Raw genomic sequence first — 26,314 nt, forward strand, 5'->3', positions numbered from 1 at the left:
GCTTAATGAAAACAAGGTACATTGCCTTATGAAGAAAAACTTAATCAACTTGCCTACTAACTACCAGTTGAAAACGATTGATATCACTTTAACTGACGGTACGTTGCTACCAGTGTCAGTCATAGGTAGTGGCAAACCTGTAATATTACTGCATGCTTATGGTATGGACGCGCGTGAGTTTTTGCCATTTATTTTACCTTTGGTTGGCAAGTATGCCTTTTACCTGCCGCATTTGCGAGGATTTGGGGCGGCAAAAGATATCGACCTCACCCAGTTTGATTTTGTGCGCCAGTATGCCGATGATATCAGTGTCGTCATAGAGCAAATTTGCTTAGCGCGCAATATAGAGTCCTTGCCTGTTACCGCTATTTCGATGGGCGCACAAGTGATGTGGGCGTATTTTGAGCGTTATGGCGGCGCGAAAGTCAGCCGTTATTTGAATATTGACCAAAGTCCTGCTATCCATAATCAGCCTGATTGGCAAGGTGGCTTGTTTGGTGCGCGGCAGCAAGAAGTATTCGATATCTTTCACGAAGTAATTGAGAAAACTTTACCTTATGCTGAAATAAAAAGCTTTACCCACCTACCGTTTGCTCTAAAACGCCGTGCAACGGATGTCGAACGACTGTTCTCTCTCTTGTCCGTTAATCGAACGCGCTCGAAAGCGTTTATACAAGTGATGACTTATAAAAATGACCCCAAACTTGCGCTTTATGATCATAGTATTTGGCATCATAAAATGCGCTGCTTACAAGCCTATTTGATACTACCCTATGACTTTCGCGGTGCGATAGAGCGTGTCACTATTCCAGTGGTTAACCTCATCGGTGGTCGCTCCAAACTTTACGATGCTAAGTGGCAGCAAAAAGTCACCCAAATGCTACCTAATGCAACTGAGGTCGTGTTACCGCGCTCAGGTCATGCGATACCAATGGATGAGCCAATTGGGTTTTATAAAGTATTAAAAGGGTTTTTGCAGGACTAGTTGTTCATTTATATAAAAAAAGCGACCCGTTGAGGTCGCTTTTTATTTGAGCAATAAATTTTAAGCATTAATCCGCTAATGCTTTGGTCAGCTCAAATCGCGGCACTTGCTTACCCTCAACTTCAACCGTTTCAGAAAACATAGATAACGGTCGTACCCATACGCCATACTCACCGTATAGACAACGATAAACGACTAGCGACTCTTCCGTTTCTGAATGCTGCGCGGTATGCAAAACTTGATACAGGCTGCCTTTATAATGGCGGTAAATGCCTTGGGGGATGGTTTGAGTCATAGCCATTTTAAGAAACCTTATTCATATCAATATCGTAACCTGATGCTCTCATTTCTCTAACAAGGCTCAACTTCCAACCCTGTGATTCATCTAAAGAAATATAAACTACACCTGATATATCATTTGGTTTTTCAACATTGCCTTTAACAAGTGCAACAACATTCTTCCTACCGATTTTGCCTATCAAAAAACCATGTTCAAAAACGACGTTTTGTCTAGCTCTAGGTTGAAGGTTATCTTGATCACTTTTAGCCGCACCGACATCACATTGAGTATAAAGCACAATAGCAAAACCAACATCCGTATGCTGTTCAATTTTCTCAATGATAGTAGAGCCGGAACTAGCTTGCTCATGCAAAATAGTTGATCTAAAACCTATTGTTTCAACAAATCTTGCTACTTCATACTTAGAGGCATCATCATGCCCGTGAACAATAAAGACTGTTGAGCAGTCTTTTTCAGGCTTTTCTTTCATAGCCCCATTATCTATAGAATCAAGCAATTTAACTTCTTCTATTGTATCTTTCATTACATTCAAAGCTTCTGTATAACCAATTGTCCACTGTTTTTTCCATTCTGACTCATTAAACTCCATCTCTTCGTACCACTCAGAACCGAATTCATTCAAAGCATCATAAGGACTGAAACTAACCCTATTCATCCTTTCAACATAGTATTTACCATTATCTAGATAATTCAATAACAAAACTTCGAACCTTTTAAATAACTTACTTCTGTTTTGGCTATCCTCATATGTCATCTGTTTAAATTCTTGAACAACTGCTTCAAAAGCTTCTACCTTTTGCATCTCAACCCACCATCACTTTCGCATACGCCTTTTTGCCTGCTTGTATAACCACTGTCTGACCAGCCGTTAAGCTAAAGCTCGCATCGACGACTTCGCCATCTACTTTTACCGCGCCACGCTTGATCATGTCTTTCGCAGATGAGCTATTTTTAGCCAATCCAGCTTGGTTGAGTACTTGAGTAATAAATAGCGCCTCAGCACCTTCTAAATCTAGTGTTACTTCTGGTAAATCAACAGGCAGTTCACCATCAGCTAATACGTTACCCGCTGATTTGTGCGCATTAGCAGCCGCATCGGCATCATGGAAACGCTCGATTAATTCTTCAGCAAGAATACGTTTGATTTCTTGTGGATTGCGACCATTTTCCATCTCTGCCATTAACGCTTCGACTTCTTCCATCGGCTTAAAGCTTAAAAACTCAAAGTAGCGACGGATTAAGGTATCTGGCATCGACAGTAGTTTTTGGTACATGGTGCCCGGTGCATCATAAATGCCGACGTAGTTATTCAGGGATTTAGACATTTTATTGACGCCGTCTAAGCCTTCCAAAATCGGTACCGTGATGCAAACTTGTGGCTCTTGACCATAACGACCTTGCAGGGTGCGCCCCATTAGGATGTTAAAGGTTTGGTCAGTACCACCAAGCTCGACGTCCGCTTTTAGCGCGATAGAATCATAGCCTTGCACTAATGGGTATAAAAACTCATGAATCGCAATCGGCGTTTGCGCGGCATAGCGTTTAGAGAAATCATCGCGCTCAAGCATACGCGAGACAGTCAGCTGGCTAGAAAGCTGAATCATATCACCCGCCGACATATCCTTGAACCATTCAGAGTTAAAGACGATTTTGGTTTTTTCTTTATCCAAAATCTTAAAAACTTGCTCAGCATAGGTTTGCGCGTTGACTTTAATTTGCTCGTCAGTCAATGGCGGACGCGTACTGTTCTTACCAGACGGATCACCAATCTTGGCAGTATAATCACCAATTAGAAAATAAATTTCATGACCCAAATCTTGAAAATGCTTAAGTTTATTAATCAGCACGGTATGACCCAAATGTAGGTCAGGCGCAGTGGGATCAAAGCCTGCCTTAATCCGTAGTGGACGGTTTAATTTCAGTTTTTTAACCAAATCTTCTTCAGATAGAATTTCTTGGGTACCGCGTTGGATTAGGGCAAGCTGTTCTTCTAGGGTGTAGGTTTGCGTGGTCATGATGCTCTCTTTATTGTCTTTATTAAAAGGGTAACGCGTTTGGGCTATTTAGAATCTCGTAGCCAGTAAAAGATGTTAGAATTTGAGAGATATACTAGCGTTTTTTAAGGTAAATTGCCATGACCAAGCCCGTATCGATTGACGATATTCAGAATACTCCTGACACAGATTTAAGTTTAGATAGGAGCTTAGATAGCCGTCTAGATAATATTGACGATTTAAACTATGCCACTTTGACCGACGCACTCGAGCAAACGGTGTTTGAAAACTTCGATGATGGCTTATATATCGGCATGATGTCTGGCACCAGCTTAGATGGGATGGATGCGGTTCTTTGTCAGTTTAGTAGTGATAGTAGTGCTGAAACAGATACCCAGCAACCGATGCGACTGTTAGCAACTCATAGCCAAGAGTTTCCGCCGCGTTTGCGTAAAGTGTTATTGGCTTTATGCCAGCCTAATGGTGTGCAAGAATTAATACCCGCAGAGGGTGAGCCAAACAGCGAATTAGACTGGTTCGGTTGGGCAAGTAAAGAATACGCTGAATTTGCCAGCGAGGTGGTCAATAATTTATTGCAGCAATCGAATACTGATGTAGAGTCGGTGTTGGCGATTGGCTGTCACGGTCAAACGGTACGCCATCGTCCGCAACTGGGCTTTAGCTTGCAATTGGTCGATGCCAATATCATTGCTGAGCGTACTGGCATTAGCGTCGTCAGCGATTTTCGCCGCCGCGATATGGCGGTTGGTGGACAAGGAGCGCCTTTGGTTCCAGCTTTTCATCAAGCGTTATTTGCCACGCCTGATAGCACGCGCGTGTTACTAAATTTAGGCGGTATTGCCAATATCACAGTCTTGCCAGCAAACGATAGTCCTGCGATTGGTTATGACACGGGTCCTGCCAATTTATTATTAGATGCTTGGACGGCATTACATACTGATAAAGATTATGATGCTGGCGGCGCATGGGCGCAGTCTGGACAAGTGATTGAGCCGCTACTTAATCAGCTAATAGAACATCCGTTTTTTGCGCGAACGTATCCAAAAAGCACTGGGCGTGAAGATTTTAACTTAGCATGGCTACAGGATGAGCTGCAAAAGTTCGATCAGGCATCTGCCCATATTCGCTATTCGTCAGCGGATGTGCAGGCGACGCTTACTGAACTGACAGCGATGAGTGCCAGCATGCAAATTAATATGTTTATTAATACTCATGAAAATAGCTCGGTTTACGTCTGTGGTGGCGGTGCATTAAACGATTATTTAATGACACGCTTGCAAGCGCATTTACCCCATTGCACGGTAGAGACCACTGCCAACTTAGGCCTGAATCCAGCGTGGGTCGAAGCCGTCGCCTTTGCATGGCTGGCACGGCAAACACTAATAGGTGAAATGGGTAACTTACCAGCTGTCACCGGCGCGAGTAAAGGCGTGGTTTTGGGTCAGGTTTGTTTCGCCTGACTGGTCAAATTTTAGTTTACACACGTGCACTTATGTGTTTTATAATGAATTCTGAAATACCCTCCTCTTAGGACTCGTAAGTATAGGATATATCGCATGAGCCAACACAGCAGTTCACTTACTGATCAAGCTACCAATGATGCTAGCGCAACAGCAGAGCATCAACCGCGTCAGAAACCACCGCACTATGAGCGTAGCGATGACTTGCGCGTCGTAATTACGGGTATGGGTGCGTTGACACCTTTGGGGCTCGACGTCGATAGCTCATGGACTAGGCTGCTCAATGGTGATAGCGGCATCGCGCCAATTACACATTTTGATGCTACTGGCTATCGCGCTCAAATTGCTGGCGTGGTCAAGGATTTCGATGCCAAGCAATATATGAATGCCAAAGACGCGCGACGCTATGATGAATTTATTCATTATGGTATTGCCGCCTCTAGTATGGCATTACAGAATGCTGGTTTTATCGATGAAGTGAGTGCTGCTGATGCACCTGTACAAAATGTCGATCAAGAGCGATTCGGCATTATTTTAGGCTCAGGTATTGGTGGTATCCAAACCATTGAAAACAGTCGCGATACGCTACGAGAAAAAGGCGCTATGAAAGTTTCGCCCTTTATCATTCCTGGCTCTATTGTGAATATGGCAGCAGGCTTAGTGGCGATTAAACATACCCTAAAAGGTCCCAACCTTGCGACATCGACGGCTTGTACCACCGCTACCCATGCGATGGGTCTCGCTGCACGTTTGATTGCTTATGGTGACGCCGATGTCATGCTAGCAGGTGGTAGTGAAAAAGGCTCCAGCCCGCTTGGTATATCAGGTTTTGGTGCCATGCATGCCCTCTCAACTCGCAATGACGAACCGACCAAGGCGTCGCGTCCCTTTGACAAAGACCGTGATGGCTTTGTGCTCGGTGATGGCGCTGGTATGGTGGTACTAGAAAGCCTCGCTCATGCCAAAGCACGCGGTGCAACCATACTCGCTGAACTGGTCGGTTTTGGGATGAGTGATGATGCCAGTCACATCACAGCACCGCCTGAAGATGGCAGCGGTGCGGCGCGAGCGATGCGTAATGCCCTAAATGATGCAGGTATTGAGCCATCGAGTGTTGGTTATGTCAACGCTCATGGCACCAGCACCCCTGCAGGTGATGTCGCTGAATCGATTGCTATTGAAACCGTTTTTGCCCCAGTCAAAGACCGCATTTTGGTCAGCTCAACCAAATCGATGACGGGTCATTTGCTTGGTGCCGCGGGTGCTGTTGAAGCCATATTCACCGTCCTTGCCCTACAGCATCAGCATGTGCCACCCACCATTAATTTGGACAATGTGGAAGACAACTGTAACCTCGACTATGTCGCCAACCAATCGCGTAAAGTTGAAAACCTACAGTACGCCGTATCCAATAGCTTTGGCTTTGGTGGTACCAATGGATCGTTAGTATTTGCGCGCTGGCCCGTGAATCATTAAGGTATAAAACTCACCATATCGGTCGTTGTAACCTTGGTGTCAGATTTGCTACGTTTGTCCACTTGCAGCCCCTTATCGTATTTGCGTATGATAAGGGGTAATTTTTGGAACATTTATGGACGATACCATGTCAAGCTACTCATTTTCCCATCAGTTTTACCAGCGCTGGACGTGTGCGCCTGAGCCTATTCGCGCAGCAATTACCCAAGAGCTAAAAGACATCACCACCTTACTGCAAAACGATACCCCATTTGAAAGCTTTGTCTTTAATACTCATGATTTGGATACCCACATCGATGAGCTCTACGAAAACCATGAAGCGGAGCAAGCCATCGCTAAAGCCATTACTGACAAAAAGGCCGAAGAGCAAGCGACCGCAGAAAAACAGCAGCGAGAAGAACAACAAAAAATAAAAGCGGCAGAGGATGCCAGATTAAAAGAAAGTGCTAGATTAAAAGAAGCAGCAGATACCGCGCAAAAAGAACAACAGAAAACTGAGCAAATAGCCGCTGAAAAGAATAATCTTGCTGATAAAACGACCGCTATGAACACCAATGATGCGAGTGATTCAGAATCGCTCAGTATTGATAACACGGTTGAGAAAAACCAAAATGTTGAAAAATCGGCTGCGACGCAATCTAGCTCTGAGAACAAAACCATCAGTGAACATGCTAATGTCGCTAATGACAAGCATATCAATGACGACCACAGTATAAAAGCGGTCAACGACAAAGCCAGCGCCGCCATCAAACTGGCACTGAAAGATGCGAAACTAAGTACCACGCATCAAGAGATGATCCGTGAGCTGGAAATGCAAATTGATGACTATCTCAGTGAGCAAATGATGCTGATGTCTGAGAATTTAAAATCTTGGTTACGTGCTGAAGTGACTCAAAATCTAAGCGAAGATGAAGCAGTAACTGACAAAGAGTCTAAAAAAAGCTAAACGCTGCGTCCTACGCATCACCTTTTAGCAATAAATCCTTAGTAACAAATTCCTAGTACTAAAAAACCCCCGTAAACTTTACGGGGGGTTTTTCATTTTAGCTTCGTCGATATGAGCGTTTACTTTAGATAGCCTTAGTACGCTCAGTCAGCCAGTCAAGTGCCGCACCTTCAACGCGGTCTTTTAGCTCTGCATAGACTTGGCTATGATAATTATTCAACCAATCAATTTCGATTTGAGTCAATAATGATGACTCAATTAAACGAGTATCAATTGGGCAATAAGTGACGGTCTCAAAATTAAGAAAATCGCCAAATTCCGTCTCTACTGGTTGAGCAACGCGTTTATTAACCATCAAGTTTTCAATACGAATACCGTATTTGCCTTCACGGTATAGACCTGGCTCATTACTTGAGATCATGCCCTCTTTCATAGCGCGCTCTTTCGGTATGCTAGCGCTATAAGCAATCACTTGTGGACCTTCATGGACGTTCAAGAAATAACCAACGCCATGACCAGTACCGTGACCATAATCCATCTGTGCCTGCCATAATGGTGCACGGCATATCGCATCGATGAGTGGTGAAGCGATACCATCAGGGAAATGCGCTTTGGCCAAGGCAATATGGGCTTTGAGTACGGTGGTAAAGTCACGTTTGTGTTCGCTGCTTACCTGTCCAATACCGACCACACGGGTGATGTCTGTGGTGCCGTTTTGATATTGAGCGCCTGAATCAATCAGTAACAATCCGCCTTCACCTTCATTGACATCTAAGTAGCTAAATTTTTCTGGTGTTGCGCGATAATGTGGCAGCGCACCATTTTCATTAAAGCCTGCGATAGTCGGGAAACTGGGCGATACATAATGTGGCTGCTGACTGCGCACTGCGATGAGCATACTATCAACGTCCAGCTCGCTTAAACGCTCACCATCTGCTAAACGCTGCTCGAATGCGGCAAAAAACTCACTTAATGCCGCGCCATCTTGACGCATGGCTTCACGCACATGGTCGATATCAGCGTCAGATTTAACCGATTTTAATAAAGTACTTGGCGCCATTTGCTCAATAAAACCTATGCCATCGCCCATTTTAGATAACGTACCCACTGCCACTTTACTTGGGTCTAATAGCAATAAGTCATCAGCAGTCAATGTGCCCAACGCATCTTGCACAGCATCATAATCAGCAAGGGTGATACCGCTGTCTTTTAAGATTTGTGCTATCTCGCTACTGACTTTATTATTATCGATAAACAATGTCGCGTCATTTTCGCTAATGAGCATATGTGCCAAAAACACAGGGTTATAATCAACATCGGCGCCGCGTAAATTGGTCAACCAAGCAATATCGTCTAAGCTTGAAAGCAAGTGATGGGTTGCGCCTGCCTCAGCCATACCTGCGCGTACAGCGGCAAGTTTTGAGGTAGCAGACTGCGCGACAAACTGCGCATCGTGTTGATATAGACTGGCGGTTGGTAGCGCTGGACGATCGCTCCATATTTCTGTCAATACGTCACGCTCAGTGATTAAGGTAATGTCATTGGCATCAAAGGCATTCAACAATCTATCTTGCTCAGAGATAGACAATACATTGCCGTCGACTGCCACGCTATCACCCTCAGCCAAGTGCTCGGCGAGCCAATCAATATGGTTTGGCTGACCCGGTGCAAGCTTCTCTAAGCTAATACCGGTACCTTCTAATTGGTCAGCGGCATGTACCCAATAGCGGCTGTCCGTCCATAATCCAGCAAAATCAGCGGTAACAACGAGCGTACCGACTGAGCCTGTGAATCCTGATAACCATAAGCGCGCTTGCCAATATTCTGGCAAATACTCAGATAAATGCGGATCAGCAGACGGTACGATAATCGCGGTCAGATCTTGTGCTACCAACGCCTGACGTAGGCTGTCGATACGATCGTGGATGCTTTGTTTATTCATAAAAGGTGTCCTTATTGATTTTAAAAAATAAGATTTGGAAAAATCATATTGTGAGGCGACTATGTATAGTCGTCTTATTTGAGCGAGTGAACTGTTTTAAGCGTTAGTTATTCATCATTCATTGAATGCTCAGCATTTAAGCCTGTGTAAGCAGCTCAATGTCTTAAAAATTAAAATGTTGTCAATGACCAGATAGATAAGGCTAGCTATTTTTAGGAGCATTACAGCAGAGCATTATTAGATGTTTGGGCGGAAAGCGGACTTTCAATAGCGTGGGGGCAATAACTTACTAAGTGTCACCATAAAACGTGCTACCGATCATGGTAACACGTCTCGCCATCTAACATTTTTGCTGGTATTGCTATTAATCCTAAATCACGTTAACCGTGTGTCTGAATTAGCTCAGCTTATCTGCACGCTCGCTTTTTTGCAGCATATTATTGATCGGTTTGGCTAATGCCAATAAGACAACGGCTGTGACCACCAAAAAGATCGTCATCATCGTAAATAAGCCCGGCAACCCTTCGATCTTATCTGCTGATACTTGACCACCAAAGAACGCAGCAACCAAATTACCTAAAGCGAGAGAAGCAAAGAAAAGCCCCATCATCTGACCTTGCATACCTTTTGGCGCAAGCTTAGTCATTGCAGACAGACCAACAGGACTGAGCGCCAACTCACCAAGGGTCAGCAATAATAAACTACCCACTAGCCATAAAGGTGAAGCCAATCCACCATCGCTAGTCAAAATGCTTTTTGAGGCAAATATCATCAAAGCAAAGCCTGCGGCGGCAAACAACATACCAAGCGCAAACTTTACCATACTATTTGGCTCAAGGCCTCGATTGGCAAGCTTGACCCAAACAATGCTGATGATCGGTGCTAATATTAAAATAAATAAGGGATTAAGCGATTGGAACCAAATACTAGGCACTTCAAAGCCTAAAACATTCAGGTCTGTATAGCGATCAGCGAACAGGTTAAAAGACGTTGGCTGCTGCTCAAAGCTTGACCAAAATAGCGTCGAGCCGATGATTAAGATAAAACAAATTAACAAACGCAGCTTGTCAGTTTTGTCCAATCGCGGTGAAATAAACATGATAGCAAAGTATAATATGACGACTGCCGCAATGAGGTAAGTCATATACTGAGCAACCATTTCAGGGTTAAATGGCATAATACCAGTCGACACTAAGACAGTAATGGCAGCAAGTAGCGCAAGAAACCCGCCAACCCAGCGACCTACATTTTTGAAACGTCCAGTCGTTTGTTCCCATTCAGGCGTAATGTTTTTGGCACGAGCATAACGATTTAAGGTTTTTTTAGCTGAAAAACGATAAATCAATAGTGAAGCTAACATGCCAAGACCACCGACACCAAAGCCTACATGCCACATACCTTTTTCTTTAAATACGCCAACGATAAGGGCAGCCAGTAGCGCACCGATATTGATACCCATATAAAATAGAGTAAAACCACTATCACGGCGTGCATCGCCTTTGGGGTACAACGTTCCGACCATCACGGAGATACAGGTTTTAAATAAGCCTGAACCGAGAACGATACACATCAAACCCACAAAAAACAGCGTCATCCCAAACATAGCGGATAGTGCGATACACAAATGACCAAGGGCGATAATAATACTACCCCACCACAGTGCACGCTCTTGACCGAGCCAATTATCAGCCAACCAGCCACCCGGTACTGCCGCTAAATATAACGAACCAGCAAAAATACCATAGATAGCAGAAGCTGTGACCTCATCGAAACCAAAACCGCCACTACCGACGGTCGCTACCATAAATAATACTAATAGTGGACGGATACTATAATAAGAGAATCGCTCCCACATTTCTGTGAAAAACAATGGACGTAGCGGCTTAGGGTGCCCCATAAATCCATTATCTAGTGCTGCCAATTCAGCAGCACTAACCTCTGACTTTGATTCTGTACTCATAACTTTATTCCTTTAAAGACCACTGTATTAACGACCAAATATATAATTATCCCGACAAGCGGTCATATAGGCGCATCATTGTTTCACTTGGATATAATCAAGTAAAGAAATAATTGGTCAATAATTACACAAATACCCACAAAAAAGCCCGCTATCATTGGCTGAAAGCGGGCTTTTATTTTTAGCATCAATGGCAGTGATGACGATGCTGTTGTGCTTATGGTATTACAATAATATTGCCATAATACTTAGGTTTTAAGCAAAAACACTTAGGCTTTAAGCGAAAATACTTGGACTTTAAGCGAAGCGGTTTGTCGAGCCATACTTTAAAAAGGTAGCATCGACTTACGTATATTACTGTGCGGCTACCGCTTCATCAGTGGTATCACCCGCTTCCAAATCACCGTCTGCTTGCTCAGCCGTTAGATCAGCATCTGCAACCGCAGTTTGACTAACTGTACCAGAAGCAGTTGCAGTACCAGCTTCTGCAGTAACCACAGCGCTATCAGTATCGGTCGCTGGGGTAACGCTTGCATTTGCAGCAGTATCAGTCGCTGTAGCATCCGCGGCTACAGGTGCTGTTTCAGCTGGCGCAGTGTCTTCAGCAGCAATCGCTTCTGCTTCATCAGCCGCCGCTGAGGTTTCGGTTGTCTCAGCAGTAATGTGCTCGCCTGCTGGACGCAAAAATCCAGAAATACCAATAAGTAAGACGATACCTAAAAATAAGGCAACACCGCCTAAAGCAAATAAGAACTCTTTCTTAGGGTTGTTTTCGACAATATGTTCTGACATACCTTATCCACCTTGCACAAAATATTTAAAATATTGGTCTATTATATCGCAATTCGTACCGATTTGTTAAAACCCTTAAGTATTTAAAGGATTTATTATCAACAAACTTTGCCACTCGCTTTTGTGGTTAATTCTCATAACCCATTCTAGCGATTCATTATCACTGGTAATAATAGCCAGTTATTTTAGCGACTTACCCAAACGCGGTTGTGGCATCCCACGCTTACCAAAGTAGCTCAAGACAAGTAACAGCGTAATGATAAAGAGAATCGGATAATTACCGAAGCTCATAAAAGGTGTATTACCAACCCGCGCCTGAACATCACCACGCAATACGGTGCGCTCAAACTGCGGTGCACGCTCGACGATACGACCTTTATGATCGATGATAGCGGTCACGCCCGTATTGGTCGCGCGCATAAACCAACGCCCATTCTCTAGCGCGCGCATCTGCACCATTTGCAGATGTTGCAATGGACCTGCCGACGTACCAAACCAAGCATCGTTTGAGATGGTCAATAAGAAGTCCGTGCCAATCGCGTTTTTACGAGTGGTATCAGGGTAAGCCACTTCATAACAGACTGCTGAGCCCAAATTATGACCACGTACACGCAGCGGTGATTGGTTGTCACTACCACGACTATAGCTCATGATTTCTTGGCTACCAGCAAGATTTGGCAAGATATCTAACATGCCTTCGAAGGGAATATATTCACCAAATGGTACCAGACGCTGCTTTTTATACATCCCCTCAGCATCACTACCTAGCGCAACCACGCTATTATAAAATGGCGGATATTTATCCGTTTTTGGGTCAAAGTTTTCTAAATCTCGATAAGGAATACCTGTTACCCATGTGGTATCTGTTTCTTTGGCCATTTTAACCATTTCACTGATAAAGCCAATCGCTTCATCTTGAAACATAGGAATCGAGGATTCTGGCCATAAGACGATATCGCGATCCCACTCGGTACTTGTCAGAGTTGCATAAATTTTCAAGGTTTCTATTTGATATTCGGTGAGCCATTTTAAATCTTGTGGAATATTACCTTGGATTAAGGACACGGACAAATCAGGCGTGCCTTTTGGTTTCGTCCATTGCGGATTAATCAACCATAACGCGCTGCTAATTACCAACAATGCTATCGACGGAATCATATAGCCGCCACGGCGACGCAATAACTCAACCAAACTGGCTGCTAATAATACCGCAACGAAGGAGACAGCAAAGACGCCAGCGACTGGTGCTAATGACGATAACCAATACTGCTCCGTAAAGGCATAACCGACAAACAACCACGGAAATCCAGTGAACAGCCACGTTTTCAGCCACTCTTGGAGTATCCATAGCGCCGCAAACGACAACGGCTGACGACCGACCATACGGTTGAAAACCAACGCCAAAAAGCCATGGAATAACCCCATGCCCAGACCCATCAGCGCAATCATAATCAGCGCAAGCCATGCTGGCGTATCCCCATAAACATGAATAGAGGTGTATAACCAAAATGCGCCAACGCACCAAAGTCCCGTACCGTAAGCCTGACCGATAAGAAACGCACGCTTGCCACTCATATCAGGCATCAATAAGGCATATAAAATAGCAGGCGACACTAGCGCCAGTGGCCAAATACCATAAGGCGCCAGTGCAAATATAAACACCGCACCTGCCAATAACGCAATCAATACCGTTAGCGCTATAGGCAAACCCTTGGGCTTATCAGGGTTCAGGCGTTTTTGTAAATCAACAGTAGACAGGCGCATAGCAGTTATCCAAAACCATATTTTTCAAAATTTTAAGCGTCAACATTCAGATAAAAACCAAGCTGAAGCAGACCGTATTGTGTTTTGTACAGTATCTAAAAGTTAAACCCGCCCATGATACCAGTCTCAACCCATTAATAGGTAACATTGCGTAGCAAATACCCAATAGCAAACACAAAAAAAACACGACCGCAATCGTGTTTTTTTGAGTATATCAAACAATGTTTAGGTCGCTATCGACACATCAATGACTGCCTATCAGTATTTGCTGATCAGGATTGATTTTGGTGAGCTCAAGATTTTGGATAAAACGCCCTTCAACATCAGTAATAGTGATTTTCCAATCATCTATCACCACGCTTTCACCTTCCAAATCACCCACATAACCAAGCGCCTGCATGACCAGACCACCCATGGTGTCGACATCCGTATCATCAAAATGACTGCCAAGCTCATCGTTACAATCTTCAATCACGGTAGACGCTTGCACACGCCAGGTATTTGGTTTTTCAGGATCAGCGACGATGTTATTGATATCACTGTCTTCATCGAAGTCATCATGCTCATCGACGATGTCACCCACAATCTCTTCAAGCAAGTCTTCCATGGTAACGACACCGCCAAAGTTGCCGAATTCATCGACGACAATCGCCATATGTACTTGAGTACGCTGCAATGAGCGTAACAAGGTATCAGAACGTGCCGTCTCACTAATATATAGCGGCTGACGTACCAGATCTCTCAAACGTTTGCTATCGATTTTATCTTCTTGATCGCGCACCATATGCACAAGAATAGGAATCAAATCTTTTGCCAATAAAATGCCAATGACGGCATCATCATCTTGACTGTCAAAGACAGGATAACGCGAATGGGTGGTCTCAAGGATGATATCCATCACCTCAGCGAGACTGGTGCTTTCGTGCAGCCCAACCACTTGCGGACGCGGAGTCATGATTTCGCGCACTTGTGTCGCAGGCAGATCCAGCACGCCTTCTAACATATCGACGGTATCAGGCTCTAAGAACTGGCGCGAGTCTTGTACCAGACGAATCAATTCGTCACGGGTTTCGGGGGCGGTCGATAGCCAGCGTTTTAAGCCGCGCATCGACCAACTACTCGGGCTGGGAGTGTCGTCAGACATGGTGATGTGATTTAACCTCTTTAGTTAATAACAATTAAAATAATACGTAAAAACAATAATACGTAATAACAGACGTAGATGGGGATGAATACAGCAAATAAAACAGATCTTTGATTATTAAATTATAAATGGAGCAGATCAAAGTAGCTTCACTTTAGCGCAAGGCTCACCGACATTCAACGATAAATTCACTCAAATTGTATTGTCAGTACGTTATAAACTTTGCTATGGTCAAAGCCTTCATACACCAAAGCACACCCTATGTCGCTACGTTCCTTTTTCTCTCGCTTGCTCACACCGCACTCACATAGCCATCGTTCAGATAACGGCTTGGACACGCTTGAGCCAAATAATCATGGTTCGGATAGACACGGCTTAAAAAATAACACTGCGAATGGTCGCCAACCGACACCTACATGGCGATATTATCTTGTACAGTTTTTCATCATTATTACCTTGCTACTGTCAGCCGTCTGGTTATTGCTGGCGATTTGGTATCAGTTTGGGGCAGGCTCTGCCATCACTTGGTTAGCCACAATTTTCATTGTTGGTGTACTGACAGCCTTACTGAGCGTTCGCTATTGGCCGAAAATAGCTCAGCGCTTTTATCATAAACAATGCAGCAGTAAACCATGGAGCAACGAAGCAACCATAAATAGTAAGTCAGCAAATAAATGGTTAACCGCTTTATATGGCGCTATTTGGTTGGTAGGCGTTGGCTGGTTTTTTTCTATTGAACCCCAACAAGAGCGCGACTGGATGGCTGAGGTAAGTGAAAGAGTCACTTACGAGCGCGATGCAACCAATCCTGACTTAGTGACCCTAACCAATGTACGCAACTTTGATTGGCATACCGACACGGAGGCGACCGAACGCTGGGACACACGTACCATTGATATGTCCAAACTATCTGGCGTCGATGTCACCAACTCTTACTGGATGGGTCCACTGATTGCCCATACTTTGGTCAGTTTTCGGTTTGAAGACGATAGACCGCTTGCTTTCTCATTTGAGATTCGTAAAGAAGAAGGCGAATCGTTTTCGGCATTGGCAGGGTTTTTTAGACGCTATGAGCTGAGCCTGATTGCCGCAGAAGAGCGCGATATTATTTATACCCGAACGAATGCGCGTGGCGAGCAAGTTTATCTATTTCCCGTTAGCAACTTGCAGCAGCACGAGGTCAAGTCACTATTTGAATCTTACTTAACCGCTGCCGATGAATTGAATACCAAGCCTGCTTGGTACAACACATTACTCAGTAATTGCACCAATATCATTTTTTATATGGCGCGTATCGTCAGTGGTGATCGCCTGCCGTGGGATTATCGTATTTGGGTCTCTGGCTGGCTGCCAAATTATCTATATGATGTCGGTATGCTTGACGCTACTCCAGAAAAGACTGGACAGCCTTGGTCAATGGATACATGGTACGAGCGTACCCATATCAACTCAAAGGTTAAAGGATTTGATAATCAAATCAATCTAGAGTCTGGCCTTAATAGCAACGAAAACAGCCGAGAGTTCTCTGAGCAAATTCGTCAGGACATTCCTATCCCGCCATTGGCTGACACGCAAGAAGATGCTGAGGCAAAAGCCAAATCTGCAGCTCATGCTTCTTATTAAAATTAAGTAGCATTATACTTTTACCCTGCAATAACACCAACGTCACTGATGTCACTGATTTCAGTAACTCTCAGTATTATCAAGGCTTAACCCAGCTGACCACCCGCTCCTCCATCGCTTCATCAGACATACCAGTCTCAGAAACACAGCGCCCAGCCACGCCAACATTGGCAGCACGCATTTGTTGCTGCGTTACCACTGCATCTTGGGTCAATAACAAATGCCAACTTGGCAAATTTTGTCCTTTATACAAACGCTTATAGGCGCAGTGCGAAGGCAACCACATCATCTGCGGCAGATTGTCCATGGTCAGCTGAATACAGTCTGGTACATGCTCTTGACGCGTGTCATAGTGCTGACAATAACCCGTCGTACAGTCCATTAGCTGGCAAGTCACATCGGTATACTCGACCAACTCTTCATCCACATCACCATTCTCATCTTCGTCAATATACTTAATCAAGCAGCAGCTGCCACAGCCATCACACAACGCTTCCCATTCGCTATGATTGAGTTCTGACAATGCAAAGCGCGACCAAAAATTCGGACGCAATGTGTCATTGAGTTTACTGTCATAGTCGCTATTGCTTTCATTACCACTGTCAGGAAATAAGCTCACAGCTGATTTTTCTATAACTTTTAGCGGCAAAGTTGCGTCAGAGTCTAGGTGGGCTGCACAGTTGTTTAACAAGTTTAGTGTCATAAAGGTGCCGTAGCATTTTGATAAAGAGCGTTACAGTATTATAGCTGTTTTTGCCTAGGTTGAGCGTTAAGGTAGTAAAAGTAAGAAAAACGATGTCGCAAAAACACAGACAAATAACTTTTATAACGTAAAACTCCTCACATAAAAAAGGATAATAATATGTCAATTAAGACTTTTGAATTAATCAGTACCACCGAAAACGGTGTCCAGCTTATCAGCTATGTGGCACTGCCAGAAAATGCATCTGACGACCATCCTGTTGCGGGAATTTTAGTAGCGCCAGAATGGTGGGGTATCGTTGATCATCCAAAATCAGTGGTCGAGCGCTTGGCAGAAACAGGTTATGCCGCCGTCGCAATGGACGTGTACGGTGAAGGCAAGCTGACCACCGATGCTGCACAAGCGAATATGTGGATGGAGCAAGTATTAGAAGATCAAGATATGCTGATGGCGCGCTGCCGTTTGATTCTTAATGACTTTAGCGACCAGTTAGCTGTTGATGGTGACAATCTAGCAGCGATTGGCTTTTGCTTCGGCGGTAAGGTCGTGCTCGATATGGCTCGCGAAGGCATGCCATTAAAAGCGGTCGCCACTTTCCATGGCAACCCAACACCAAAACAGTCAGCGGATAAAAACTTCACCGCTAACGTATTGGTTGCTCACGGTCGCGATGATTCAATGGTATCTATGGAAGCAATAGAAGGTCTAAAATCAGAACTAGATGCTGCTGGCGTTGACTATATTATCGATGTTTATGACAACGCTAAACATGGCTTTACCAACCCACATGCCGATGAGCGCGCTGCTAAAAATGAGGTTGATCTTGGCTACAACGAAGCCGCTGCCAAGCAAAGCTGGGAAAACATGCTTGAATTTATGGAAAACAACTTAGGCAAATAATCTTTGAATCAGGCATATCAATAGCTGCTTTCAGGTTATTAACACACTATTTATTAATCCCTATCTATTAACCCAATATATAGCAGAGTGCGCCCGTCGCACTCTGCTTTTTTTATCGTAAACAAATCCATATTGATCATCACACACTTACAAAGGCTTACTATTAGTAAGGATTTAAGACGCTAACATGGTTATTGCACAGTCGTGATTCATAAAATCGGTCACACCACTTGCTGATAGCTCTCTAATCACTCACTAATAATAAGGTAAAACCATGAAAACCATCCAACAACTATTCGACTTTCATCATAAAACCATCATTATCAGTGGTGCAGCAGGCGCTATTGGTAGCGAGGCAGCACGGTTTTTAAGCTCATTAGGAGGCAACATTGTCCTCGCTGATTTAAATGAAGATAAAGTGAAGAAAATTGCCGCTGATATCGAAAAAGAAACAGGCAATGCAACCTTAGGCCTGAAAACCGACTTTACTGATGAGACGCAAATTGCAGCCTTGGTCGATGCAACTATTGCAAAATTCGGTAAGATTTCTGCGGTAGTCAACAACGTCGGTTGGGGTGCGAATACGCCTTTGTGGGAATCTACCACCGAAAAAATGGTCAATGCGTATAAGCTCAACACCTTGGGATCTTATCATTTGACTCGTTTATGTATGCCGTATTTAAAACAAGAAGAAAACGCCTCTGTGGTATTTTCTGGATCCATGGTTGGCAATACACCATCGCCAGAATTTATCGAATACAGCACAGCTAAAGCGGGCTTGCTAAATATGGTAAAAAGTATGGCGGTCGCATCAGGTCCTGAAGTGCGCTTTAACTCATTAATTATTGGTACAGTAGATAATGGTGCCTCCTCTGAAGAAGCCGGTTATACCCAAGAGATGATCGATAATGTAGTCAAAGGTATCGTCCTAAAACGACGTGGCCTGCCAGCAGATATTGCTCAAGCGATGGCGTTTTTATTAAGTGATGCAGCGTCTTGGATTACTGGTGCTGAACTGACAGTCAATGGCGGCGGTGTTTACAAAAGCAAAATGCCAACCTCATAAACTCAGCCATCACTTTAATCATAAATTTATAAACGATACATAATAGGGCGTGTTGAGCATTCGACCATACTGGGTAGGATTTTATCTACTCAGTATTTTTTATGCATAAACCTACCCGCTTAGACTTGGAACATACACCATGGCAACAACATTAAACGCAAAATTGCTAAAAGGCGCTATGCTTACTGGCGTAATCAATGCTTTCATTAACGGCGGGATACAATATTTCTTCTTAAAAACATACTCATCAATCGCAATATCTGTTGACTCTATTACCAATAATGAAGACACAGTGCTCGGTACCTCCGTTACCTTATCGATTACGTTAGCCATGATTTTAACTATGGTGGCTTATTTTGGTATCAAAGAAAAAAAAGTAGCCTTCTTCCCAACTGCTTTTTGGTTGACGATAAAGCATGGATTTTTTACCTTTGGGGTATTAACCTCTCTTGCTGTACTATGGCAAAAATACGCAGGTACGGTCGAAGTATCTTTGATTTCAGCTTTAATTATTATCGGTGTTATTGCAGGTATCGTCTCAGGTATGGTGAATTATCTAACCTTGCGTGAATGTACATTATCAGAAAGACATAAATTATATGCCGCTTAAATATCTTAGTATATAAAGCATCAAGGTCAGCTCCATAATCGTGAACGAATAGTCTTGGGCTAACCCGTTTATTTTGATGAGCACTTTGCTTGTGTTTGCTTTGAAATCGAGTCATCATCAAGCCATCAAATATTGAGTAACGGTGTGGTAGCGCTATGTCTGATATCAGCGGGTTTGTATTGCTTGTTTGTCTAGTAGTGATTATCGTTTTTTACCATAAACTAAAGCGACGCGTTGATCAGCTTCAACAAGATATCACGCAACTGCAAGATGAGTTACAAGCGCAGCAACACCGTGTCAGCTCTATGAGTAATAACGCCGATAATGATGTAGACGCTCATACTGAACCAATGACTCAAACGCTAGCTGAGACTCACTCGCCCCAACCTATTATCGAGGAGCTATTTGACTCAGCACCTCCTTTATCTACTGCCACGATTCGCCCGAAACCAGCCCCTTCTCCAAAAAAACCATCGCCCATAGAGCCTGATGAGCGCTCACTGCCTATCGTCACGTCATTGATTCACTCTATCAAAAACTGGTTTTTTGGCGGTAATCTAGTCGTACGCGTTGGCGTGATCGTCCTACTTATCGGTGTGGTGCTACTACTTCGCTTGTTAAGCGACTATATCGAAGTGTCGATAGCGTCCAAGCTTTTAGCGATAGGCATCCTCGGTTTAGGTTTGGCAGCATTAGGTCTAAAATTGGCAAAAAATCGCTTTGCTTATGGCATCACCCTACAAGGCGCAGGCTTAGCGATTGCGTATTTAACGACCTTTTTTGCCTATAGCGTTTACCAAGTCATGCCTAGTCTACCGAGCTTTATTGGGCTTGGGCTATTATCTTCGATTACCATTGCACTCGCCGTGCGTCAAAACGCTTTTCCACTGGCTTTGTTGGCATTATCGGGTGGGTTTTTTGCGCCTATTTTGACCAGTGAAGACACGGGCAGTTTGGTGGTATTGTTTAGTTACTATCTACTATTGAACGTAACGATTGCGATTATCGCGCATTACCGCCCATGGAAAATACTGAATTTATTCGGTGTCATTGTGACATTTGGCTTGGCTTACTACTGGGGCATCAGTGAGAATTTGAGCACGGTCATTGAGGCGCAGCGCTGGTCTTTAGTCTTACTGGTCACCTTACACTTATTGCTATATCTGTTTGTCGTCATTCGCTATGCCCAACAAATCATTGCCTACAATACTCTTAATGAAACAGACATCATCCAGACAAATAGCGCAGACAACGTAAAACATCTAGATAGCGTTCACGTAAGAAATAACAGCTATGTATTTCCTATTGATACTGGCTTACTGTTTTCAGTGCCGATATTAGCCTTTGGTTTATTTGCGGGATTATTAGATGACATTTCTAACGCCTTAACCATGACTAGTGCTATTTTAGCCACTGTTTATTTAGGACTCGGCTGGTTGTTTGTGCAGCGTAGCCAGCGTTATGCCTTAATCACCGAAGGCATGCTAGCTTTAGGGTTTGGCTTTTTAGCGCTGGTGATCCCTTTAGCATTAGATGCTGAATGGATTGCTTTTGGCTGGTCAGTACAAGGACTGGCGCTGGTCTGGTTTGGACGGCGCTCATTGCGAGCGTGGTCAGTGCTATTCGGTCTTTTATTGCAGCTAATCAGTATCGGTATGCTGATGGTAAAAGTCGTCTTCGCCATTCAGAATTATCCAACATTGGCCTTAACCATTTCGGCTATCAGCTATCTAGCCACTGTATTTATTTTACGCACGAACAACTCGCCAGCTATGCTAAATGATAGTTTGAACGAAGACTTAAATGATAGCTTAGATAATCATTCAACATATTCTCAAGAGCAAACCATCACGTCAGATTCAGTAGCGAACTATGCCGACGCATTAGGTATTAGCACCCAAGCCGCTCAGCAGTGGCTAACCTCAATCAATAGCCAAAGCACCGTGTTTAATCTTGTTTGGCACAGTCCTATACTCATAAGATTTTTGACCTTTACAGCTATAGCGTGGCTACTACAAGTGCTGCTGCTTGATTTTAACCAGTGGTTTGCCAGTTGGACACTAGCAACGACGACCATGATTGCACTCGCAGCACTGGTCAGCCTTGCTATTTATTGGACAATCAATCGTTATCGCTCGTGGATAGAAATCAGACAACTTAGCCACGGCTTATCGATCGTCTTTTATCTCATGCTCGTCATACAATTGCCGCAAAAGTTCGAGTTTCATTTATCATGGCAGACAGCAGATTGGCTACTATTGACTGGTCTAATCATTGGTTGGTTGGTCATCGGACAGTTGTGGTTAAAGACGTGGTACGACCATTCCGAGCTGTCACGCTACGATAGTGCAAGCTGGCTGGGAGCTAGCATTCTAATCATTGCTGCCGCCGCCCACTATGGACTAGCAGATTCCGCTGGGGTGATGGCTGTATTGATGCCAGCCATTTTAATATTGGCTGGATTATGGTGCTGTCATCGTTATGCTTACTATCCCAAGCAAAATACGCGTACAAACAAGGCATTCAAGCAAAGCCCACTGTACTGGTTTGATTGGCAACAAGCGCTATTGAGCTGCGCGGCTATCTTTGCGCCCATTGCCTTATGTTGGGTCATCATTACCAACTGGTCATATGATGGTGTAATTTGGGGACTGTCCTACTTCCCACTACTGAATTTATACGACATTACCTCATTGCTGACGCTATTGGTTGGTTTTAGTCTATATTATATGAGCCAACATCGCCGCGATGAGAGTCGTATCGAATCAAGTGCAGCTGCCAAATCTAAGCGCATATTCACTACTGATAATTTACTGATTATATTAGGGCTTATCAGCTTTTGGCTGATTTCCAGTATGTTGGTCAGAACGCTACATACCTTTATCGGTACACCGTTGTGGGACAGCGCTCAGGGCGGCGCATGGAATAGCGAGCAAGTGCAGACAGGGTTGACTATTTTATGGACTCTCTTGGCTTTAGCCGCCACCATCGTCGCCAGTCGCTATTGGCAGCGGACGCTTTGGTTTATGGGTATCGGGCTATTAGGCGTCGTCGTACTCAAACTGGTATTGGTTGATTTGTCACAGACCGAAGCGATTTGGCGAGTGATATCTTTCCTTGGCGCAGGCAGCTTAATACTATTAATTGGTTATCTTGCACCGTTACCTCCTGCCCGCGATGAAATAGAAAATCCAGCTCAAGAGTAACCGCGCATCTGGTTGGGCGAAATTGTAGCGTGAGCAAGGTGGTTCTGTAGTAAACTGGACACCATGAAAAGTAAATGACGATCGTCTTACTTTGCGCATTTTTTATAAAAGGTTATGAAAGCAGATGGATAAGAGAGCAAGTATTCAGTGGTTCCCTGGGCATATGAACAAAGCCCGTAACGAAATCAAAGAAATCATGCCACAGATGGATTTGGTCATCGAGGTGATCGATGCGCGTATCCCATATAGTAGTGAAAACCCAATGGTCGCAGCATTGCGCGGCGAAAAACCCGTCATCAAAATCCTGAACAAAGCCGACCTTGCTGATCCTGAATTGACCCAAGCGTGGATGGACTATCTTGAGCAGCAAAGCGGTGTGAAAGCCATTGCTTGCGATACTGATAAAGCCAACGATGTAAAACGCATCATCGCCATCTGTAAACAACTTGTGCCCAATAAAGTGGGGACGGGTCGCCAAATCAAAGCCATGATTATGGGCATACCAAACGTTGGTAAATCAACATTGATTAATACTTTAGCAGGGCGCGCGGTTGCTAGAACTGGCGATGAGCCAGCGGTCACCAAGTCGCAGCAATTGATTAAACTTGACGATGACATCATGCTCTATGACACGCCCGGTATGCTGTGGCCAAAAGTCGAAAACGAAAACTCTGGCTATCGTCTGGCAGCGACGGGCGGTATTCGTGATACGGCTTTTGACTTCGCTGATGTTGCCAGCTATACCGCTGAATACTTGATGCAAGCCTATCCTGAGCTACTCAAAAATCGCTACAAAATTGAAGCGCTACCAAAGACTGATTGGGAGTTTTTTGAAGTCGCTGGACGCAATCGTGGCTGTGTACGTTCGGGCAATCAAGTCGATACCTACCGCATGTCTGAGATTTTGATCAACGAGTTACGTAGCGCTAAGCTTGGGCGTATTACGCTTGAGACGCCAGCCATGTCTGAAGCTGAAGAACTCGTCGTCGCCGAGCAACGCTTAGCAGCAGAAGAAAAAAGAATCGCCAAAGAAGAAGAAAAGCGCTTACGTCGTTTGAAAACGCGGAAGAATCGGAAGTAAATCGACAACCCTTTGTGTCTATAATGTTAGCTGTATAAAATTATTTTAGAGCTCATGCAAAAAAAGCCCCTAAGGGCTTTTTTTATGTCTACTGCTAGCCATATCGAAGTTTTTCGATGATATCTAAATCATTTAGCGATATCTAAGTCATCGACTACTTCTGTTTAGGCATGACTTTTTCGATAGCTTTCAACGCACAAGCTTCGTCTTGTACTGCACCGCCTGCGCCGCCCGCTGCAATAGCGCCAATCACATCATTGCCAAACTTTAACGGCACACCACCGCCGATCAGCAGTAAATCATTTACCGTATTCAGATTATTTGAGTCTGGATTAGCGCGAGCATTATCCGCCAACGTACGTGAAGGCGTTTTGGTAGATAATGCCGTAAATGCCTTGCGGACAGCAGCATCAGTATTGTGCGGACCAACGTTATCATCACGCTGTAGCGCGATTAAATTACCAGCACGATCAACAACTGCGACAACGGCAGATTTGCCCTCTGCGTGACAGGCTGCCATGGTGGCATCGATTAATTCATTGGCCAACTCTAAAGAAACATTGGGCTGTTGTAATACTAGATTTGGTTTGGCAGCCAAAACGTTGGCTGAACAGCCAATGACTGCTAGTGCCAATAATGCTTTAGATAAATAATTCGACATTAACTTCATAAAGAGTCCTAAATATTACTCATACATGTGAGCGTTTGTTTGAAATGATGCTTAGTGAGCTTTAATAAGCGTACTTGATGAAACCAGACAATAAGTTATCATTAACTCAAAGGTGCTCTTGCGACCCTAGCGAGAATAAGAGTCATAATCTTGCAAAAAGCACAGCAATGATAAGTTAATTTTTCTACAAAATTCACTTAATTTTGTAAGATTTACTTTATAAATTTGCAACTCTACATTAAGTTTTCTGTTACATACTCTATTTTTTAACACTCATACTCAAAAGACGCTTACATCGTGGTAATCTCAAACAGCGCACGACAGCAATATCAACTTACTTCTCTCAAAAATCGGTTATAATTCATACACTAATATGCCACAAATTGATGATATGACTCAGCTTACCCCAACTGCAAACCTCACAACGATAGAAAACACTTTTACTCAATACTCTACTTCTCTCGATTCGTTCGCCCCGCGCCTACTCGATTGGTTCGCCGAAAACGGTCGCCATGACCTACCTTGGCAACAGCACCAAACCGACGCGCCCAATCCTTATATCGTCTGGCTATCCGAAGTCATGCTCCAGCAAACGCAAGTAACGACGGTACTGCCCTACTTTGCCCGTTTTATGGCGTCGTTTCCAACGGTACAAGATTTAGCCGCCGCAGAATGGGATAAGGTTGCGGAGCATTGGGCAGGACTTGGTTATTATGCGCGTGCGCGTAATTTGCATAAAGGCGCGAAACAACTGGTCGAAGTCATTGATGAGACGGGCGACTTTCCGCAGACGCTAGCAGGGTGGGAAGCCATATCTGGCGTCGGGCCATCGACTGCTGGCGCGATTATGGCGATGGGCTTACATCGTTATGGCGTTATCTGTGATGGCAATGTCAAACGTGTCTTGACGCGTTGGGCAGCGATTGACGGTGATATCACCAAGTCTGCCACCACCAAAGAACTATGGGCATTGGCAGAGCGTTTGACCCCAATAGAGAATTCAGGGTTATTCGCACAAGCGATGATGGATATGGGCGCGACGTTATGTACGCGTAGCAAACCTGCCTGCCTATTATGTCCTCTTCGAAAGGACTGCTTGGCACATGCTGAGGGGCGCGAAACGGATTATCCAGTCAAAGCAAAAAAGCAGCCCAAACCCAGCAAGTTTAGCAATGCGTTATTGATTGAAGATATTGATGGAAAAATACTGTGGCTACAACGTCCTGACAATGGCATTTGGGGCGGACTGTGGAGTTTACCTTTACAGTTTGTAGAAAAAATCGCAGGCAAAATGAATACTAAAACTGCCGCAGAAAAGACGACTGAAATTGACGATACATTATTAAAAGTGACCAGTAATGAAAAAGTATACGAAGCAGAATTTACCACTGCCGAGCAAATTATCAACGAGTGGTTAGATAAGCATAAATTGAAAGCAAAAGCAGTCAGTAAAACTTTATTAGCCGATGCTCCTATTAAGCATTCACTGACCCATTTTCATTGGTATCTAACACCGCAATCAGTCACTTTAAATGCTAAGCAAGTGGCTGAAATAACCGAAGCCTTAGAAGCAGCACAAATTAATATTAATTGGCTAAATGCTGTTGACGCTCAGGCAACGCTTGGATTGCCACGAGCAATGGTTAAGATTTTAGAATAAAAAAAGCGAC

21 protein-coding genes are annotated in these 26,314 nt (G+C 44.1%); 11 read left to right on the plus strand and 10 right to left on the minus strand.

Going from position 1 to position 26,314, the window contains the following annotated elements:
• Positions 1-28: 28 nt before the first annotated feature.
• Positions 29-985: an alpha/beta fold hydrolase gene (locus JMY05_RS09935; RefSeq protein ID WP_201614967.1), complete on the plus strand. Its 957-nt coding sequence runs from the start codon at positions 29-31 to the stop codon at positions 983-985.
• Positions 986-1,052: 67 nt separating this feature from the next.
• Here the strand turns inward: JMY05_RS09935 and JMY05_RS09940 are convergent, their stop codons facing one another.
• Genes JMY05_RS09940 through tyrS form a run of 3 tightly spaced genes read right to left on the minus strand, consistent with a single transcriptional unit; the run spans position 1,053 to position 3,301 of the window.
• Positions 1,053-1,280: a DUF1653 domain-containing protein gene (locus tag JMY05_RS09940; RefSeq protein ID WP_045446001.1), complete on the minus strand. Its 228-nt coding sequence runs from the start codon at positions 1,278-1,280 to the stop codon at positions 1,053-1,055.
• A 7-nt stretch (positions 1,281-1,287) separates the two neighbouring features.
• Positions 1,288-2,088 carry a TIR domain-containing protein gene (locus tag JMY05_RS09945; protein ID WP_201614969.1) on the minus strand — a complete coding sequence of 267 codons (801 nt, stop codon included), beginning with the start codon at positions 2,086-2,088 and terminating at the stop codon, positions 1,288-1,290.
• A 1-nt stretch (position 2,089) separates the two neighbouring features.
• Complete coding sequence (gene tyrS, locus JMY05_RS09950; RefSeq protein ID WP_201560915.1) at positions 2,090-3,301, minus strand: tyrosine--tRNA ligase; 1,212 nt, start codon at positions 3,299-3,301, stop codon at positions 2,090-2,092.
• Between the two features lie 119 nt (positions 3,302-3,420).
• On the opposite strand from tyrS, the gene JMY05_RS09955 reads away from it, so the two are divergent.
• The 3 genes from JMY05_RS09955 (at position 3,421) to JMY05_RS09965 (ending at position 7,183) form a co-directional block, all read left to right on the plus strand.
• Entirely contained in the window at positions 3,421-4,761 is a 1,341-nt protein-coding gene (locus JMY05_RS09955; RefSeq protein WP_201614971.1) for an anhydro-N-acetylmuramic acid kinase, read from the plus strand.
• A 225-nt stretch (positions 4,762-4,986) separates the two neighbouring features.
• Entirely contained in the window at positions 4,987-6,237 is a 1,251-nt protein-coding gene (fabF, locus tag JMY05_RS09960) for a beta-ketoacyl-ACP synthase II (RefSeq protein ID WP_413786588.1), read from the plus strand.
• A gap of 115 nt (positions 6,238-6,352) precedes the next feature.
• Complete coding sequence (locus tag JMY05_RS09965; protein ID WP_045445961.1) at positions 6,353-7,183, plus strand: hypothetical protein; 831 nt, start codon at positions 6,353-6,355, stop codon at positions 7,181-7,183.
• 124 nt (positions 7,184-7,307) lie between these two features.
• On the opposite strand, the gene JMY05_RS09970 is transcribed toward JMY05_RS09965, so the two are convergent.
• The 5 genes from JMY05_RS09970 to JMY05_RS09990 all read right to left on the minus strand — a co-directional run bounded on the left by JMY05_RS09970 (position 7,308) and on the right by JMY05_RS09990 (position 14,785).
• Positions 7,308-9,125, minus strand: a complete 1,818-nt coding sequence (locus tag JMY05_RS09970) for an aminopeptidase P family protein (protein WP_201614975.1) — start codon at positions 9,123-9,125, stop codon at positions 7,308-7,310.
• A gap of 397 nt (positions 9,126-9,522) precedes the next feature.
• A complete protein-coding gene (locus tag JMY05_RS09975) occupies positions 9,523-11,085 on the minus strand; it encodes a peptide MFS transporter (RefSeq protein WP_201614977.1) in 1,563 nt (520 codons plus the stop codon).
• A 354-nt stretch (positions 11,086-11,439) separates the two neighbouring features.
• Entirely contained in the window at positions 11,440-11,877 is a 438-nt protein-coding gene (locus tag JMY05_RS09980) for a hypothetical protein (RefSeq protein WP_045445958.1), read from the minus strand.
• A gap of 180 nt (positions 11,878-12,057) precedes the next feature.
• A complete protein-coding gene (gene lnt / locus JMY05_RS09985) occupies positions 12,058-13,641 on the minus strand; it encodes an apolipoprotein N-acyltransferase (RefSeq protein ID WP_045445955.1) in 1,584 nt (527 codons plus the stop codon).
• A gap of 244 nt (positions 13,642-13,885) precedes the next feature.
• Positions 13,886-14,785, minus strand: coding sequence for a CBS domain-containing protein (locus JMY05_RS09990; protein ID WP_045445952.1), 900 nt, complete (start codon positions 14,783-14,785; stop codon positions 13,886-13,888).
• A 261-nt stretch (positions 14,786-15,046) separates the two neighbouring features.
• On the opposite strand from JMY05_RS09990, the gene JMY05_RS09995 reads away from it, so the two are divergent.
• A complete protein-coding gene (locus tag JMY05_RS09995; protein ID WP_201614979.1) occupies positions 15,047-16,408 on the plus strand; it encodes a DUF4105 domain-containing protein in 1,362 nt (453 codons plus the stop codon).
• Between the two features lie 79 nt (positions 16,409-16,487).
• On the opposite strand, the gene JMY05_RS10000 is transcribed toward JMY05_RS09995, so the two are convergent.
• Entirely contained in the window at positions 16,488-16,961 is a 474-nt protein-coding gene (locus tag JMY05_RS10000) for a YcgN family cysteine cluster protein (protein ID WP_045445994.1), read from the minus strand.
• A 309-nt stretch (positions 16,962-17,270) separates the two neighbouring features.
• Here JMY05_RS10000 and JMY05_RS10005 point away from each other — a divergent pair, with 309 nt between their 5' ends.
• The 5 genes from JMY05_RS10005 to ylqF all read left to right on the plus strand — a co-directional run bounded on the left by JMY05_RS10005 (position 17,271) and on the right by ylqF (position 23,974).
• Positions 17,271-18,011: a dienelactone hydrolase family protein gene (locus JMY05_RS10005; protein ID WP_045445949.1), complete on the plus strand. Its 741-nt coding sequence runs from the start codon at positions 17,271-17,273 to the stop codon at positions 18,009-18,011.
• 274 nt (positions 18,012-18,285) lie between these two features.
• Positions 18,286-19,077 carry an SDR family NAD(P)-dependent oxidoreductase gene (locus tag JMY05_RS10010; RefSeq protein ID WP_045445946.1) on the plus strand — a complete coding sequence of 264 codons (792 nt, stop codon included), beginning with the start codon at positions 18,286-18,288 and terminating at the stop codon, positions 19,075-19,077.
• A 139-nt stretch (positions 19,078-19,216) separates the two neighbouring features.
• On the plus strand, positions 19,217-19,687 hold the full coding sequence (locus JMY05_RS10015; RefSeq protein ID WP_045445942.1) for a hypothetical protein: 471 nt from the start codon (positions 19,217-19,219) through the stop codon (positions 19,685-19,687).
• 155 nt (positions 19,688-19,842) lie between these two features.
• Positions 19,843-22,893: a DUF2339 domain-containing protein gene (locus tag JMY05_RS10020; RefSeq protein WP_201614982.1), complete on the plus strand. Its 3,051-nt coding sequence runs from the start codon at positions 19,843-19,845 to the stop codon at positions 22,891-22,893.
• Between the two features lie 124 nt (positions 22,894-23,017).
• On the plus strand, positions 23,018-23,974 hold the full coding sequence (gene ylqF / locus JMY05_RS10025) for a ribosome biogenesis GTPase YlqF (protein WP_045445940.1): 957 nt from the start codon (positions 23,018-23,020) through the stop codon (positions 23,972-23,974).
• Positions 23,975-24,128: 154 nt separating this feature from the next.
• Here ylqF and JMY05_RS10030 read toward each other — a convergent pair whose 3' ends face one another.
• Positions 24,129-24,644 carry a GlcG/HbpS family heme-binding protein gene (locus JMY05_RS10030; RefSeq protein ID WP_228139032.1) on the minus strand — a complete coding sequence of 172 codons (516 nt, stop codon included), beginning with the start codon at positions 24,642-24,644 and terminating at the stop codon, positions 24,129-24,131.
• A gap of 391 nt (positions 24,645-25,035) precedes the next feature.
• Here JMY05_RS10030 and mutY point away from each other — a divergent pair, with 391 nt between their 5' ends.
• Positions 25,036-26,304, plus strand: a complete 1,269-nt coding sequence (mutY, locus tag JMY05_RS10035) for an A/G-specific adenine glycosylase (protein ID WP_201614984.1) — start codon at positions 25,036-25,038, stop codon at positions 26,302-26,304.
• Positions 26,305-26,314: the final 10 nt, after the last annotated feature.

It is taken from the genome of Psychrobacter sp. JCM 18902 (genome assembly GCF_904846615.1).
Taxonomy (GTDB): Bacteria; Pseudomonadota; Gammaproteobacteria; order Pseudomonadales; family Moraxellaceae; genus Psychrobacter.

What these genes read in the sequence shown, in the direction of transcription:
- JMY05_RS10030 (WP_228139032.1), bottom strand. Translation starts at nt 24,644, where the DNA reads ATGAAGTTAATGTCGAATTATTTATCTAAAGCATTATTGGCACTAGCA.
- JMY05_RS10020 (WP_201614982.1), top strand. Translation starts at nt 19,843, where the DNA reads ATGTCTGATATCAGCGGGTTTGTATTGCTTGTTTGTCTAGTAGTGATT.
- JMY05_RS09940 (WP_045446001.1), bottom strand. Translation starts at nt 1,280, where the DNA reads ATGACTCAAACCATCCCCCAAGGCATTTACCGCCATTATAAAGGCAGC.
- JMY05_RS09970 (WP_201614975.1), bottom strand. Translation starts at nt 9,125, where the DNA reads ATGAATAAACAAAGCATCCACGATCGTATCGACAGCCTACGTCAGGCG.
- JMY05_RS10010 (WP_045445946.1), top strand. Translation starts at nt 18,286, where the DNA reads ATGAAAACCATCCAACAACTATTCGACTTTCATCATAAAACCATCATT.
- JMY05_RS09965 (WP_045445961.1), top strand. Translation starts at nt 6,353, where the DNA reads ATGGACGATACCATGTCAAGCTACTCATTTTCCCATCAGTTTTACCAG.
- JMY05_RS09945 (WP_201614969.1), bottom strand. Translation starts at nt 2,088, where the DNA reads ATGCAAAAGGTAGAAGCTTTTGAAGCAGTTGTTCAAGAATTTAAACAG.
- JMY05_RS10005 (WP_045445949.1), top strand. Translation starts at nt 17,271, where the DNA reads ATGTCAATTAAGACTTTTGAATTAATCAGTACCACCGAAAACGGTGTC.
- JMY05_RS09995 (WP_201614979.1), top strand. Translation starts at nt 15,047, where the DNA reads ATGTCGCTACGTTCCTTTTTCTCTCGCTTGCTCACACCGCACTCACAT.
- JMY05_RS09980 (WP_045445958.1), bottom strand. Translation starts at nt 11,877, where the DNA reads ATGTCAGAACATATTGTCGAAAACAACCCTAAGAAAGAGTTCTTATTT.
- JMY05_RS09935 (WP_201614967.1), top strand. Translation starts at nt 29, where the DNA reads ATGAAGAAAAACTTAATCAACTTGCCTACTAACTACCAGTTGAAAACG.
- JMY05_RS09990 (WP_045445952.1), bottom strand. Translation starts at nt 14,785, where the DNA reads ATGTCTGACGACACTCCCAGCCCGAGTAGTTGGTCGATGCGCGGCTTA.
- mutY (WP_201614984.1), top strand. Translation starts at nt 25,036, where the DNA reads ATGACTCAGCTTACCCCAACTGCAAACCTCACAACGATAGAAAACACT.
- JMY05_RS10015 (WP_045445942.1), top strand. Translation starts at nt 19,217, where the DNA reads ATGGCAACAACATTAAACGCAAAATTGCTAAAAGGCGCTATGCTTACT.
- lnt (WP_045445955.1), bottom strand. Translation starts at nt 13,641, where the DNA reads ATGCGCCTGTCTACTGTTGATTTACAAAAACGCCTGAACCCTGATAAG.
- tyrS (WP_201560915.1), bottom strand. Translation starts at nt 3,301, where the DNA reads ATGACCACGCAAACCTACACCCTAGAAGAACAGCTTGCCCTAATCCAA.
- JMY05_RS09955 (WP_201614971.1), top strand. Translation starts at nt 3,421, where the DNA reads ATGACCAAGCCCGTATCGATTGACGATATTCAGAATACTCCTGACACA.
- fabF (WP_413786588.1), top strand. Translation starts at nt 4,987, where the DNA reads ATGGGTGCGTTGACACCTTTGGGGCTCGACGTCGATAGCTCATGGACT.
- ylqF (WP_045445940.1), top strand. Translation starts at nt 23,018, where the DNA reads ATGGATAAGAGAGCAAGTATTCAGTGGTTCCCTGGGCATATGAACAAA.
- JMY05_RS09975 (WP_201614977.1), bottom strand. Translation starts at nt 11,085, where the DNA reads ATGAGTACAGAATCAAAGTCAGAGGTTAGTGCTGCTGAATTGGCAGCA.